This window comes from Indolivaga capnocytophagoides DSM 22835 (assembly GCF_000426485.1).
In the GTDB taxonomy this organism is placed as follows: Bacteria; Bacteroidota; Bacteroidia; order Bacteroidales; family Dysgonomonadaceae; genus Dysgonomonas_A; species Dysgonomonas_A capnocytophagoides.
The window spans coordinates 1-15,155 of record NZ_AUFL01000004.1 but is presented as its reverse complement, the minus strand read 5'-3'; the positions used below and the strand labels follow the sequence as shown (position 1 = coordinate 15,155).

Genomic DNA, 15,155 nt, shown 5'->3' with positions numbered 1-15,155 from the left:
CATGATAAACAGATTACGGCATTGCACCGAATGGATCCGGAATATTTCCGAAAAGATTCCGAAACAACGGCTTATCTTATTATTAAGTCTTATTGTGGGTATTTTATCGGGGTTTGCAGCCGTTATTCTGAAAAACATGGTATTTTTCATGACCCGCTTATTGATTCGAAGCCTCGATATCCATTCTGTGAGTATTGTATATTTTGCATTTCCTTTTTTCGGACTGGTTATGACTGTATTATTTGTCCGTCTGGTTCTTAAAGAAAAAAGGCTGCAGGGAATCACCCGTATACTATATGCAATATCTAAAAAATCGAGTAAACTAAAGCTACAGGATACCTATTCGTCTCTTGTTGCTTCTACATTGACTGTAGGTTCCGGGGGGTCGGTAGGATTGGAATCCCCCATTGTATTAAGCGGATCGGCAATAGGATCTAATATCAGCCGTTTTTTCAGGCTCAATTACAAAACAACGACTCTGCTCCTTGGATGTGGTGCGGCAGGAGCAACAGCGGGAATCTTTTCGGCTCCGGTTGCAGCAGTTGTATTTGCACTTGAAATACTAATGATAGACCTAACCACATGGTCTATTATTCCCCTTTTAATATCGGCGGTAGCAGGAACAGCTGTATCGTGGCTATTCTTAAGAGACGGGGCTGCTTTTTCCTTTACAGTAATGGATCCTTTGGTTATACACAACCTACCGTTCTACATCTTGTTAGGGCTGATAACCGGAGTAATTTCGCTCTATTTTGTAAAAGGAACTAAGAAGATCGAGAACTGGATCGATCTTTTAGGAAAGGTATATATAGTCTATGACATTAAGCTAAAAAGATTCAGAAGAAAGCAAACCGCAGGCAAATATTCAGGAACGATACGTCAACTTGTTATTGGTGGTACTATACTCGGGATCATTATATTCTTACTGCCCCCATTATACGGAGAAGGGTATGAAGCTCTGAATATGATTCTTACCGGACAATCTCACGAATTGGTCAATAGTAGTTTCTTTTATGGAACACAAAAGAATATCTATCTATTGATAACTTTCCTGTTTCTTGTTATGATATTCAAGGTCATAGCAATGGCTATCACGACAGGAAGCGGAGGCGTCGGAGGTATATTCGCACCCTCTCTTTTTATGGGAGGAGTATCGGGTTATATTATAGCCACAGTTTTTAATATGTTTCCTTTTTTCTCGGTTAGTAATAAGAATTTTGTAGTTGCTGGTATGGCTGGTGTATTAGCCGGAGTTATGCACGCCCCGCTAACAGCCATTTTTTTGATAACCGAAACGACAGGAGGATATAATCTATTCTTACCTATCACTCTTACAGCCGCATTTTCATTTGTAGTATCAAAGCTGGCAGAGCCTAATTCGATTTATACAGACCGTTTAGCTAAACGAGGCGAATTAATTACACACAATAAAGACAAAGCAGTATTAACTCTTTTGCAGACAAACGATTTGATAGAAACTGATTTTATACCAATATATACCGATTATACTTTGAGAAACCTTGTCGAAAGTTTTACTGCATCCAAAAGAAATATATTTCCGGTAATAGATCATAATTCAATATTAAAAGGTATCGTCTATATAGATAATATACGACCACAATTATTCGAGACCAGTTTATATGATACTACACTTATTTCGGATCTCATGACTTCGGTTCCAATATGTATAGAAGTAAATACACGTATGGAAAAAGTAATGGATATATTCGAAACTACACAATCGTGGAATCTTCCGGTAGTAGACAAAGGTAAATACGTGGGTTTTCTATCCAAATCGAAAATATTTTCGGCATACCGCAATCAGTTACAGGACTTTTACGACTAAGAAATCATACGAAAAGACATAACTACATATCGAAAGCTAAAAAATCATGAACTATAAACTATTTGCTTTGTTTATATTTGAAGAATAAACAATAAATTAAATTATGAAAAAAGTACTATTAGCATTCTTTGTTATGACTCTATTGAGTGCATGCGGCGGACTAAAGACGTATAATTCGGCTCTTAAGCAAATTGAGTTAGGAATGACAAAAGAACAAGTAGTGTCACTGATGGGACAAGACTACCAGACAAGCGGCAAAATTTATGAAAATAATAAGGAATATGAAACTATCGAATATAAAGATATGTACAAATTCCATTGGATATTCGAATTTGCAGATAACTCTCTTTATAAATGGTATAAAGAAACTGAAGACCAAAGAAAGTAAAAATCTTATACAAATCATAAACCAAAAGAAGAGATTCAAATAATTTGAATCTCTTCTTTTGGTAATATATAATCGTAATTATATATTTTTTCTTTGCTTAGATTAAGCTTCTGCTTCTGGAGTTGCTTCTGCAGCAGGTTCAGCCGGAGCTTCTACCTCTGCGCTAGCTTCTGCCTGAACAGCAGCAGCTTCCGCTTTCTTCTGAGCAACTAAATCAGCTTTTGCTTTGTTTGCAGCAACTTCTGCTTCGTGACGTGCTTTTGCAGCACTTGCAGCAGCTTCTGCATTTTTGCTCTTCTCTGAATCAACAGCTTTGCCTTTAGTTTCTTTCCATGCTTGGAATTTAGTTTCTGCATCAGCTTCAGTGAACGCACCTTTCTTAACACCACCCAACAAGTGTTTCTTCAAAAGAACACCTTCTGCCGAAAGAATGTTACGAACTGTGTCTGTTGGTTGTGCACCAACTTGCATCCAGTACAAAGCTCTGTCGAAGTCTAACGTAATTGTAGCAGGATTAGTGTTTGGGTTGTATGAACCAACCTTTTCAATAAACTTACCATCACGTGGAGCTCTGCTATCTGCAATAATGATTTGATAAAAAGGATAATCTTTACGTCCTCTTCTTTGTAAACGGATCTTTGTAGCCATTTTGTTTTCTTGTTAATTTTTAATTAATGCATAATTATTTATTAGCGGATGCAAAGTTAAGAATAACTTTTATATATACAGCCTATTATCTGTGATAAATTCAATAAGCCCATTGCTTATCGTCCCCAGATACGCGTATTTAGGTTTAATATCTCTACAACTTTCAATATTTGTAATAAGTTTTCGGCATAATACCTGATTGTTAAAGCATCAGTCAGATTCTTATTTCCGGCAAATGAAAACAGCTTGTTTCTACCGGACAAAGCCAGGCTCACATGTCCATCAATAATAGATGCAGAGACATTTCCTGAGCCGAAATATCGAGACAGTTCTATAAAGCATTCCTGCATAGATGGGGTCAGTATATATCGAGCTTCGACAGGATCAGTCGAATAAACCACATATTCTTTTTCAAATATCGAATCTTCGAGATATACCATTTCACCTCGTCCCGAAGCACCGAATTTATCCTGCATCCAACGTCCGACACCTCCGAGTATTTTTTCTGCACTGTCCTTTAGTATATAAGTCTTCCCTTTAGTATTCTTATTAAAATCAGCCACTAAAAAAACACCTTTAAATATTGTAGACCAATCGGTTTTCGTATTTCCATTCTTGTCCCGTCTTTCAGTTTTGTATTCGGTATGAAGTTTTGAAAAACGAACAGAAGTCTCTCCCAATATCCCCCATATTAAATTGTCTCCGGAATAACGGTCTACTCCTTTTCTGTATATATCCGATTTATTGTAGTCCGATTCGGAAATGCAACTATCAATTGAAAAAGATGAATCTGATAAAAATTCTGATATTATATGCGGAACTACTTTTTCATAAAAGGAATTTTTCATCATCTTCTCCATCGGAGATATCCACATGACATACCACACGATTCCGCCGATAAAGACAGCTATAAACGCCCACAGAATAATAAGAAAGCCCGATAAAGCGGCTAATACAATCAGAAAAGACAAAGACAGAAGTATACTCCAAAAGATTTTCGTCTTTCGTTTCACTTCAACCCGCTGCTCTTCTATAGGTTCTAATATATACCGTAAATTAAATAAGAGATCATCTACCCGCAGATTCAGGTTAGTTAATAAAGATTCGTTTTCCATAGTTGAGTTGTTGTTCTATTCTTCGGATGAGCAAAGTTTACTGAAACAGATTCCCGACATTCGGATTTATACGTTCCTGTTCAGCTGCTTCTATCATTTCCTTTCGGACGTATCCCATTTGAGACGCGAAGATATTCGACGGAAACATTTCTATCGCATTATTATATTCCATTACAGCAGCATTGTAGGTGCGACGGGCAGCAGCTAATTGACCTTCGCATTCGTTTAACGAAGATTGTAATTTTGTAAACTGTTCGCTGGCTTTCAAATTAGGATAATTTTCGACTGAAATATTAAAAGACTTGAAAGCCTGATCCAGTTCTTTATTCAATGAATTTCGTTGCTGATCACTCAAATTAGGCTGCTGTGCTTGCGAACGTAATTGAACCAAACGCTCTAATACTCCGCTCTCATGCTGCATATATTGTTTAACCGAAGCTACCAGATTAGGAATAAGATCATAACGTTGTTTAAACATAGCGTCTACCGCCCCATTAGCATACTCAACCTTATTTTTTTTAGCTATAAGACCATTACGGATACTTATAATTATTAAAACTACAATTGCAATCGGTATAAGAATAAATAAAAGTGTCATATTATAAATTTGTTTGAGTTATTTTGAATTATTTATTATTTAAGAATGTTCGTGCAGTTTCGAGTATTGTATCTAAACCTCTCGACATATCGTCATTCGTCATATCGACTTTAATATCCGGATCAATTCCGAATTCGATATGTTCTTTTGCAGCATTCAGCATAGGTGAAGAAGAAAAACGTACCGACCAGCCGTTCACCAACTCCGAGGAGAAGGGCAAACCACTACCACCACCGGTCTTATCTCCTATAATAGTTACATTAGGAGCATATGTCATTGCATTTACAAAATCATTGGCAGCACTATAGCAGCTTCTGTTCGTCACTACCACTACCTTCTTCTGATATCTGACCCTTGATGAAGGACTTATATAGCGCGGATACGGATTAGAAAAACTATTGTGCCCCTTTCCCGTTTTATACATTATATATCCGACCTGAGTTTTCTGTTCAAAGAATCGGCTTGCTATTTTTTCGGCATTCGAGATCAACCCTCCGCCATTATCACGTATATCTATGATTATACCATTACAAATTGCCATTCGGCTTAGGATTTGGTCAAGATTGGCCTCTCCTACTCCACTCGAAAAACTTCCGTAATATATATAACCTATATTATCATTCAGTATTTTATATTTCATTCCTCCTGCAATCGAATAATCCGTTCCGATATAATTCTTCTGTATTTTCTCATCAAAATTATCGGGATAATCTTCAAACCATTTCCAATAACGGCTTATATTATGATTGGCGATCAGATTCACATGGCCGTCTTTAAGTTCAGCTAACATTTCACCCAATACATCAAAAAAAGATTCCTGAGGCATATCTTCGGTTATGCGGGCAGCATAGCGGTCGTGAACTTCATCCCAGTCAATATTTTTATATTCGAAGAAACAATATTTTTCATCGATTATCTTCCATAAAAGTTCGAAATTCCCCTGCTTTGAATTTTCATATTCTTCTTCATGAAAACACGAGGAAAAAGTGAATCCCAGAAATAATATAATCAGTAAATTTTTCATCATGGCATACATATTTCACTTAATCGGTCAATCGTATATCTGAAATAATTGAGATCTATGTCTCCATCATGGCTGGCAAGCTTTCCGTGATGCGAAAATTGCCATATTACCCAATTACCGACATCGTCTCCGGGCTCTTTATTCAAACTGCTTATCCATACAGGATTGTCTGGAAAATGATCTTTTATATAAAGCTTATAACAATCCATGTTTGTATAAATCATAGGGCGTACACCGTAATACTCATACACTTCACGCTCCATAATCTTTAACTCTTTAATAACAGATCTCACAAACGATGTATCTTTACTATAAGGATTAAACGGAGAATGTTCAACATCTATAGCGGGTATCAAATCGCCTGGCTCACATTTAGCGATTCGGATGAAATGCTTCGCTTGTTCACGCCCCGAAACTCCGAAATTATAGAAATGATACGAACCTATTTTCACATTATTTTCCTTCGCCAATTTATAGTTATAAGGATAATTGCGATCATCATGGGTTATCCCTTCTGTTGCTTTTATATATGCAAAATTAATATCCTCATTTTTTACTTCGATCCAATTCAGTATCGGATTATGATGTGATACATCTATTCCTCTCACCGAATATTTATTACTCTTATCAAAAGTATTGGACATCTTATTTTTCTTATAAAAAAAATAGCCTAAAGATAAGCATACTACAATCATAGTTGCTATACATATTATGACCTTAAATCTATCTTTTGATTTTTTCCGTTTCATTTTTACTTTTCAACTAAGCCGAACAATAAACAGTTGTCAGTTAACAGTCATCAATGTTTTATTTCGAAAAGGTAACAAAGGTTACATTATCAATGTACAATTTTTCAGATGTTACTTTTTACCTTTTCAGTTGATAACTAATGACTGTTAACTTATCTACGCTCTATATATAGATAAAAATATTTATGCTGCTTGATACTGACAAAGGTAATATTTTAAGGCTTATTCAAAAATACTGTGAGTGAATTAGAATATTTAAGTTACAGCAAGTATTTATATATACAGTAAACAAATCTTCTAGTTAACAAGTATATCAACACGTTTACCTGTGATTATTCATAAATAAATAGGTCTGACACCTTAATTTCTCATGGTTTTCTTATATATTTGACCATAATCAACACTTCCCTAAAATGAACCACGCTAAAAATTCATCAGATAATAACATTAAAATAACAGACTCTAATGTTTCAGTTCCCAACAATTTCGATAACAACGACAATAGGTCATTTTCTCTTTCCAAACTTTTAAAAGATGGAGCCAGACAGAGTGTCAAGGCTATAAAGCTGTTCGCTTTAGCTTTTATTTTATTCGGCATTATAAATCTTTTATTTTTTGGTTTTCACCTACTAAGATATTTAACTGAATCCGAAAGCGGTCATTACGGTTATGCCGTATTATCATTTATTATAGGTACAATCTTTGTGATTATCTCCTTTATTTTCACATATAAATACCTGCTGATGAATACTATCGAGGTATGCTACAAACTTCTAGAACCTTTTTTCCAGAAAATATGTACGAAAATAATAGATATAGTGATATCAGGAGGAAATAAGATTTCCGGAAAAAACATACATAAATCACTCAATATCGGCAGCCTGATGCTGGAAGTATATGGTAAAAAGCTTCCCAAATATGTACAGAAAGCTATAATTTTTATCTTAAGCAAGATACCTTTTGGTGATTTCCTTCAGACTATGCACACAGAGTTAAGCGAAAAAAAGGATACCCGCTCTCTTAGTTATATCCTCTATATACAAGTACACAAATTTATTTCGGGTATTTTATTAGGTGGAATATCCATGAGCTGGATATATTGGCTGTTACCTTTAAATATTGTTATTCAAGCAGCTATATTCTGGTTATAAATAAAAGGAGGAATAGCTGTTAGCTATCCCTCCTTAAACATATCCTTAGAAGTCTATCATTTTACAGGAATCTTATCAATACGTTTTTGATGCCGCCCACCTTCGAACGGTGTATTCAAAAATTTCACCAGAATATTATACGCTTCCTCTTCCGAAATAAATCGGGCAGGAAGGACAATAATATTAGCATCATTATGAGCACGTGCCAATCCTGCGATTTCTTCAGTCCAACACAAAGCCGAACGTATTCCCTGATGCTTGTTCAATGTGATATTGATACCATTACCACTTCCGCATAATCCGATACCGGGATAGCATTCTCCATTTTCGACAGCAATCGCTAGTGGATGTGCAAAATCGGCATAGTCACAGCTCTCGCCCGAATATGTTCCGAAATCTTTATACACTATACCTTTTTCTTCAAATAAAGATATCAGGTACGATTTCATTTCAAATCCTGCATGGTCGCTACAGATACCTATAGGTTTCTCTGATTGCGAAAATAATGAAAGTGAAGCAGCCATCTTTAATTCTATTTTAAGGTCACAGACCTATTTATATTAATGATATACTTACCAAGAGAATCAACAAGCAGAGCGAGCTGAAACTTTATTTTTTCAGATAATCTTTCACCTGATTGTATACATTCTCTCCTGTAAAGCCAAGTTTTTCATCCAACACTTTATAAGGAGCAGAAAAACCAAACGTTTCAAGTCCCCAGACTTTTCCGCTGTCACCGACCAATCCCTGAAGATTTACAGGTAAGCCTGCGGTCAATCCGAATTTCTTTTTATCAGCCGGTAATACCGAATCTTGATATTCTTTAGGCTGATTACGGAATAAACCTTCCGAAGGAACGGATACAATTCTTGTTTTGATTCCATCTGCTTCTAGAAGTTTAGCTCCGTCAACTAAAGTTGAGACTTCTGATCCTGATGCTAACAAAATTACATCATAATTTTGAGAATCCTGCACAATATAAGCACCTTTTGCCGATTGTAAAGCTTCTTCATAACGAGAACCTTTTGCCGGAAGATTTTTAATATTCTGACGAGAGAAAATCAAGCCCGTAGGAGTAGATGTATTTTCGATTGCCAGTTTCCAAGCTACAGTAGTTTCTACAGCATCTCCCGGACGTAAAACCAACATAGAATTCTGATTATGATGGTTTTTCAATTTCTCCATCAAACGCAATTGAGCTTCCTGTTCTACTGGCTCATGAGTAGGTCCGTCTTCTCCGACACGGAAAGCATCATGCGTCCAGATGAATTTCACAGGTTGTTGCATTAATGCCGCCATACGGATAGCTGGTTTCATATAATCAGAGAATACAAAGAATGTTGCACACGCAGGAATTACACCTCCATGCAAGCTTATACCTATTGATAAACAAGCCATTGTCAACTCGCAAACACCTACTTGTAGAAAAGCTCCTGAGAAATCATTTTTATTCAGGCTATGAGTATATTTCAAGAATCCGTCTGTCTTATCAGAATTTGATAAGTCGGCAGATGCAACAATCATATTTTCAACATTCTGGGCCAATACCCCTAATACGGCAGCTGATGCGGCACGTGAAGCGATATCATTCTTTTGTTGAATGCCTGCCCAATCTATATGAGGAACTTCCCCTGAAAACCAACGTTGCAATTTTTCAGCCAATTGAGGATTAGCTGCAGCCCATTTGTCTTTTGCGGCTAATCTTTCTCCAACTATGGCTTTTAGTTCTTTAGCTCTGCTTGCATAAAGCTCTTTAACTTCAGAGAAGATTACAAATGGATTTTTTGAATCTCCACCTAAGTTTTCTATTGATTTTTCGTAGCTTGCTCCGGCTTCACCTAACGGCATACCGTGAGTAGCAGTCTGATCTTCGAAACTTGATCCGTCTTCTTTAACGGCACCTTTACCCATTATGGTATGGCCGATAATCAGAGTCGGACGTAATTTTTCTTGTTTAGCTTCATCCAAGGCTTTTCTGATCTCAGCCGCATCATTTCCTTTAATAGAAATCACATGCCAACCCCAAGCTTTATATTTAGCTTCTACATCTTCGTCAGTTACTTCCTTTGTTTTTGTAGATAGCTGAATACCGTTCGAATCATAAAACATGATTAGGTTACTTAACCCTAAATGTCCGGCAACACGACCTGCTCCCTGAGAAATTTCTTCCTGAACACCTCCATCAGAAATGAATGCATATATCGTATGATTCATAACTTCACCTAAACGCGCCTGTAAAAATTTTGCAGCGATGGCAGCTCCTACTGCATATGTATGTCCCTGACCTAAAGGTCCGGAAGTATTCTCAACACCATGATCTAAATCCAATTCAGGATGGCCCGGAGTTATACTACCCCATTGACGGAACTGCTGTAAGTCCTCCATCGTATATTTTCCGGTCAAAGCTAATGTAGAATAGAGCATCGGAGACATGTGTCCCGGATCTAAGAAGAAACGGTCACGCCCTTCCCATCTTGGATTTTCGGGATCGTATACAAGATATTCTGAAAACAGTACATTGATAAAGTCTGCTCCCCCCATTGCTCCTCCGGGGTGTCCTGATTTAGCTTTTTCTACCATTGACGCAGCCAGGATACGTATATTATCAGCTGCTTTGTTAAGTACTTTTATGTCATTCATGATTAAAAAGATAAGTACGCTAATTATTTTAGAGTTATTTATTTCAAAAGTAATAAAAAATAAGTGTAAAACAAACATTAATACACCTATTACAAAAATAAGCAAAATATAACATATAAAACAAGAAAAATCACAGCTTTAGAGTAATTATTTCATTGTTATTGTAAATTAAGAATGCATTACTTTTCATGTCGAAGCATTATCGGTCAACAAGATAAATATAATCTTTCTGTAAATACTTTTATATGAATTATTTCTCATAAATTTTATATATAAGTAACAGCAAGCATTTAATAACACAGCTTATTGATAAAGCAATAAGTATAAGACCTAAAAAAACTGCGTATGAAAATATCACACGCAGTTTTCTGTTTTTTATCTTAAGATCCGATTATTCTACCGGTATATCTTTATTTACATTCTTAGAACCTACCAAAGCGTAGAATAACAAGTATGCAAGTCCGATAAATATTACCCAGTAGCTACCCATGTACCCAACTTTGTCGGCTACCCAGTTTTGGAATAATGGAAGTATACCTCCACCAACTACCATCATCATGAAGATACCTGATGCAGCAGGTACATATTTACCTAAACCTTCTACAGCAAGGTTAAAAATACCTCCCCACATAATAGAAGTACATAATCCGCATAATACCAGTAATAAAGCACTTAACGGAACCTGTGTCATCTCAAATGACTCTCCGGTAAATACAGGCATAGTAGATGTTACTGTTTTAGGTATAAAAATAGCTAAAGCTACTAATACAAGCCCAAGAGCAGATACACCTGTCAACATCGTTTTACTAGAGATCTTACCGCCAATCATACCACCGAAGAAACGACCTACAAGCATCAGGAACCAATAAGTTCCGGCAACGAATCCGCCGATACTTGCAGCACTCGAAGGATCTAAGCCTGCACCTTTATCAGATACATCCGACAAATAGAAATTTAGTGTTCCAGGGATACCGATTTCGATACCTACATAAATAAAAATACCGATAACACCAAATACCAGGTGACGGAAACTCCAAGGGCTATTTTCGAACACTTGTTTTTCAGTAGCTTTCTTTTCATGAGGATCTCTGATTGGAACAAAGAACAAGATAACAAAAGCCACAGCAAAAACAGCCATTGCAATAAACAATACAGAATTCACATCTGTAATAGCAGTATTTGCAGTTACTGTCCCGATCAAGGCACCCACAAACATAGGAGTCAATGTTCCTGTTAATGAGTTAAATGTAGCACCTAATTGAATCAACTGGTTTCCTTTGTTACCACCTCCTCCAAGAAGATTAAGCATTGGGTTTACCACTGTATTAAGCATACATACCGAAAACCCGGCAATAAACGCACCTAACAGGTAAACATAAAAGTTAGCAGGTAATCCTAATAGGTCGGAACCAACACCAACTATTCCTGATAAAAACTGAGTGAATACACCAAGAAGCCCTACTGCAATAGCAATAAGTGCTGTCTTTTTATAACCGATTTTTGTTAATAATTTACCGGCTGGTATACCCATAAACAGATAAGCAGTAAAGTTCATCAAATTACCTAGCATTCCAAGGAAATTAGATCCTGCAAATGCCGGTTGATTTTTCCAAATCACTCCAATAGGAGCTGCTAGATTTGTAACAAACGAGATCATCGCAAAAAGGAAAATCATCGTTACTATTGCAACGGCATTTCCACTTTGCTTTTGGGGTTCATTAATGGTCATAAGATTTGTTTTTATTATTATATTATAGGGTTATTATGTAAAAGAAAGTATTTGATAATTAATATTATAATGCAAAAAACTTTCGTTATTTCACTACCAAACTATACAGGCATACAACTTTAATTATTTTACAGAGAAAGCAAAAGTTGTAATACTTTCAAATTTATCTTCCGGTTTTAAAATTATTGAAGGATATTCCGGATTATGAATACTATCCGGATAATGCTGAGTTTCGAAACATACAGCACTTTGTGAAGGATATCTTTGTCCGTTTTTACCTATAAAATTTCCGGTCATCCAGTTACCTGTATACAGTTGAACTCCAGGCTGATCGGTATACACATCCATTTCTATACCTGTCTTGGGTGAATAACATTTAACAGCCAAATCATATTTTTCTCCTTTTTTATTCAAGATATATGTATGATCATATCCTCTTGCCCAGATAAGCTGTTGGAAATCATCTTTTATACGAGAACCTATAGATTGATTTGCTGTAAAATCCATGGGCGTTCCGACTACTTTTTCAGGCTTTCCATAAGGTATTGCAGTATCATCAGTAGGCAGATACTCTTCAGCATATATAGTCAACAGATGGTCTGCAACCGAAGCATCTCCTGCTCCTGACAAATTAAAATATGCATGGTTAGTCAAATTCAGAATAGTAGTTTTATCTGTTTTAGCCTCGTATTTTAAAGTTACCTCATTTTTATCTGTTAAAGTATAAGTTACCGTTACTTGTAAATTCCCGGGAAATCCTTCTTCTCCATCTTTTGCCAAATAGGTAAGGATCAATGTATTTTGTTCGGGTTGAGTTGCCCCCCATACAACAGAATTAAAACCTTTCAAACCACCATGTAAACTATTAGGCCCATTATTCACAGCTAATGTATATTCTTTTCCTTCTAAAGTGAACTTACCATTGGCTATACGGTTAGCTGTACGTCCGCATACAGCTCCGAAATAAGGCTCTTCCGAGTTCAGATACTCTTCGATATTATTATGCCCCGTTACAACATCAATCCAATTGTTATCTTTATCAGGAACTATCAAGGAGACAATACGTGCTCCATAGTTTGATATAAGTAATTCTGCTCCATTTTTATTTTGAAGAACATAAAGAGATGTATGTTTTCCATCTATTACTTTTTCAAAATCAGACACAATTAAACCGGATTTTGTTTTTTCAGGGTACTTATTCATTTCCTTTTATTTTAAATTTACATTATTAGATCATATTCAATACATGTATATAACCACACATCAGCAAGTTATATTAAGAAAATATTCTTTTATCTATTAATCGCTTTGTGACTGTAAAAGTAGCTATCTCAATTTGTCAACACACCAAAAAAAAAGTGTTCTACAACACATATTTCCACTATATATTATGAGATTTAATATATAGATAAATGGATGCTATATATAGTATTTTTAATTCTTTATTATGATTAATTATAAAGATATACTAATAATATACAGATATTATAGCATACATTTGTACTGATATTAAGTAACAGATAGAGTTCAACATTTCATTTCAAAATGATAACTAACTGTTCTTATTATGCTTACAATGTCAACAAAAAGGTCTACCACATTACTTGAAGTAAATTTACAAATAAATTTTTAGAATGAGTCGATATTTCCTTTTAGTTATAGCACTTTTTGCATCTTTTTCAACGTTTTCTCAAACCTATGAAGAACTTGTTTCTAAATCAATGGATTATCTCGAAGCAAAAGATTATGCAGCTGCCGAAGTTACTTTGAAAGAAGCTATGCGAAAAGAACCTGGAAATGAAGGAAATATTCTTCTCCTTTCGAATTTAGGAACTATACAACGGAAACTAGGAAAAAAAGAAGAAGCTTTAGTATCATATAACTCTGCATTAGGCAAATTTCCAAAAGCTGTATTTGCTCTGCAAAACAGAGCAGCCCTACTTTGCGAATTAGATAGCCTACAAGCTGCTAAACGAGATTATACTTTAATTCTTTCTATCGATCCTGACAATGTAGATGCACTCTACAGCAGAGGCCTGATCTTCTTATCTGAAAAAAACTTTCTAGCAGCAGAAACCGACTTTGAACAGGTTTTAAAAACTAATCCTAACAATGTACAGGCACTGAGTAGTATGGCTTTTCTCTCTAAAAATAAAGGTGATTGGAATGCCGCAGAAGAAAAATATACAGATTTAATATACAAGTATAAAAACCAACCGGTATTTTACGTTAATAGAGCTGAATGCTATCTCCAACAGAAAAAGCTATCCAGAGCAAAAGATGACTTAAATAAAGCCAAACAGCTTGGCTACGAAGACGCTTTATTGTATATATTAAGAGGTCAGTTTTATCTTCAGCAATACGATAAATTAAGTGCTAAACAAGATTTTGTAAAAGCTCAAGAACTAGGAGCAGATCAGGAATTAATAAAAAATTACCTGCTTCTTTGTAAATAACAGTTATAAAATAAGTTTGTCGGACTTACACTCCAAACGGTACATGTCAAATCCTTTTGCCCAATAATCAGGGACAACATCCTGTAAAATAAGTCCAAACCGTTCATAAAATCTGTAAACTAGCTGAGATGTTCTTACGGAAACCTTCTCAACCGAAGGTATCTTTATAATTTTATTCAATCTATAAATCATCAGTTTACTTCCAATCCCCATACCTAGAGAAGAATAGTCAACTATATCCCAAGAGATCTTAGCAGTCCTCATATCTTCGGTCAAATTATAACCTCCACATCCCAGTATTACATTTTCTTTTTCAAATAGGAAATAATTATCAGAAAAATTATCCAAATAAAGGATAAGATCATCTTTTTCTTCTTCAGCAAAATAGATTGGTGTATTTCCTTCAAGCAGAGATAAAACAGATTCTTGATCTTCTTTTTTGTATTGTCTTATTATCATATCACAAATAACTAGTATTAACAAAAAAGTCCCGAGTAAAAAATTACTCAGGACTTCCTGTCTTTAAAAGAGGGCGGTTACCTACTCTCCCACATAATTGCAGTACCATCGGCGTGGGTGGGCTTAACTTCTCTGTTCGGAATGGGAAGAGGTGGATCCCCAACGCTATAACCACCTTAATATCTTTGATCTTATATATTAAGACGTGATGTAAAAGAACAAGTCTTTAAAAATTTGTATGTAGCAAACCTGTTACACAGGCGAAGTTTTGACGAAAAAGTTTCGGGCAATTAGTACTACTCGGCTATGACATTACTGCCTTTACACCTGTAGCCTATCAACGTCGTAGTCT

14 protein-coding genes and 1 rRNA gene are annotated in these 15,155 nt (G+C 35.7%); 4 read left to right on the top strand and 11 right to left on the bottom strand.

The window, feature by feature from the left end:
- Nucleotide 1 precedes the first annotated feature (1 nt).
- Both K322_RS0100080 and K322_RS0100075 read left to right on the top strand, forming a co-directional pair.
- Nucleotides 2-1,846, top strand: coding sequence for a chloride channel protein (locus K322_RS0100080; protein WP_026625015.1), 1,845 nt, complete (start codon nucleotides 2-4; stop codon nucleotides 1,844-1,846).
- A gap of 103 nt (nucleotides 1,847-1,949) precedes the next feature.
- Nucleotides 1,950-2,234: a hypothetical protein gene (locus K322_RS0100075; protein ID WP_026625014.1), complete on the top strand. Its 285-nt coding sequence runs from the start codon at nucleotides 1,950-1,952 to the stop codon at nucleotides 2,232-2,234.
- Between the two features lie 102 nt (nucleotides 2,235-2,336).
- Here K322_RS0100075 and K322_RS0100070 read toward each other — a convergent pair whose 3' ends face one another.
- The 5 genes from K322_RS0100070 to K322_RS18190 all read right to left on the bottom strand — a co-directional run bounded on the left by K322_RS0100070 (nucleotide 2,337) and on the right by K322_RS18190 (nucleotide 6,263).
- Nucleotides 2,337-2,882: a 30S ribosomal protein S16 gene (locus tag K322_RS0100070; RefSeq protein ID WP_026625013.1), complete on the bottom strand. Its 546-nt coding sequence runs from the start codon at nucleotides 2,880-2,882 to the stop codon at nucleotides 2,337-2,339.
- A 116-nt stretch (nucleotides 2,883-2,998) separates the two neighbouring features.
- Entirely contained in the window at nucleotides 2,999-3,997 is a 999-nt protein-coding gene (locus tag K322_RS20040; RefSeq protein ID WP_051290524.1) for a DUF3137 domain-containing protein, read from the bottom strand.
- Nucleotides 3,998-4,034: 37 nt separating this feature from the next.
- Entirely contained in the window at nucleotides 4,035-4,595 is a 561-nt protein-coding gene (locus tag K322_RS0100060) for a LemA family protein (protein ID WP_026625012.1), read from the bottom strand.
- Nucleotides 4,596-4,623: 28 nt separating this feature from the next.
- Nucleotides 4,624-5,619: a S41 family peptidase gene (locus tag K322_RS0100055; RefSeq protein WP_026625011.1), complete on the bottom strand. Its 996-nt coding sequence runs from the start codon at nucleotides 5,617-5,619 to the stop codon at nucleotides 4,624-4,626.
- The gene (locus K322_RS18190; protein WP_246037251.1) at nucleotides 5,619-6,263 is read right to left on the bottom strand and encodes a glycoside hydrolase family 25 protein; all 645 of its coding nucleotides are present in this window, start codon (nucleotides 6,261-6,263) and stop codon (nucleotides 5,619-5,621) included. The genes K322_RS0100055 and K322_RS18190 overlap by 1 nt, the downstream gene beginning before the upstream one ends.
- Nucleotides 6,264-6,781: 518 nt before the next feature.
- Between K322_RS18190 and K322_RS0100045 the strand changes: the two genes are divergently transcribed.
- A complete protein-coding gene (locus K322_RS0100045) occupies nucleotides 6,782-7,519 on the top strand; it encodes a hypothetical protein (protein ID WP_026625010.1) in 738 nt (245 codons plus the stop codon).
- Nucleotides 7,520-7,575: 56 nt separating this feature from the next.
- Here K322_RS0100045 and K322_RS0100040 read toward each other — a convergent pair whose 3' ends face one another.
- The 4 genes from K322_RS0100040 to K322_RS0100025 all read right to left on the bottom strand — a co-directional run bounded on the left by K322_RS0100040 (nucleotide 7,576) and on the right by K322_RS0100025 (nucleotide 13,091).
- Complete coding sequence (locus K322_RS0100040) at nucleotides 7,576-8,043, bottom strand: RpiB/LacA/LacB family sugar-phosphate isomerase (protein WP_051290522.1); 468 nt, start codon at nucleotides 8,041-8,043, stop codon at nucleotides 7,576-7,578.
- Nucleotides 8,044-8,128: 85 nt separating this feature from the next.
- Complete coding sequence (locus tag K322_RS0100035; RefSeq protein ID WP_026625008.1) at nucleotides 8,129-10,159, bottom strand: transketolase family protein; 2,031 nt, start codon at nucleotides 10,157-10,159, stop codon at nucleotides 8,129-8,131.
- 391 nt (nucleotides 10,160-10,550) lie between these two features.
- Entirely contained in the window at nucleotides 10,551-11,888 is a 1,338-nt protein-coding gene (locus K322_RS0100030) for an MFS transporter (protein WP_035330955.1), read from the bottom strand.
- 123 nt (nucleotides 11,889-12,011) lie between these two features.
- Nucleotides 12,012-13,091 (bottom strand): aldose epimerase family protein, encoded by a 1,080-nt coding sequence (locus K322_RS0100025; RefSeq protein WP_026625006.1) that lies wholly within the window; start codon nucleotides 13,089-13,091, stop codon nucleotides 12,012-12,014.
- A gap of 431 nt (nucleotides 13,092-13,522) precedes the next feature.
- Here K322_RS0100025 and K322_RS0100020 point away from each other — a divergent pair, with 431 nt between their 5' ends.
- Entirely contained in the window at nucleotides 13,523-14,344 is an 822-nt protein-coding gene (locus K322_RS0100020; RefSeq protein WP_026625005.1) for a tetratricopeptide repeat protein, read from the top strand.
- A 3-nt stretch (nucleotides 14,345-14,347) separates the two neighbouring features.
- Here K322_RS0100020 and K322_RS0100015 read toward each other — a convergent pair whose 3' ends face one another.
- Nucleotides 14,348-14,803, bottom strand: a complete 456-nt coding sequence (locus tag K322_RS0100015; RefSeq protein WP_035330951.1) for a GNAT family N-acetyltransferase — start codon at nucleotides 14,801-14,803, stop codon at nucleotides 14,348-14,350.
- Nucleotides 14,804-14,871: 68 nt separating this feature from the next.
- A 5S ribosomal RNA gene (gene rrf / locus K322_RS0100010) occupies nucleotides 14,872-14,982 on the bottom strand.
- Nucleotides 14,983-15,155: the final 173 nt, after the last annotated feature.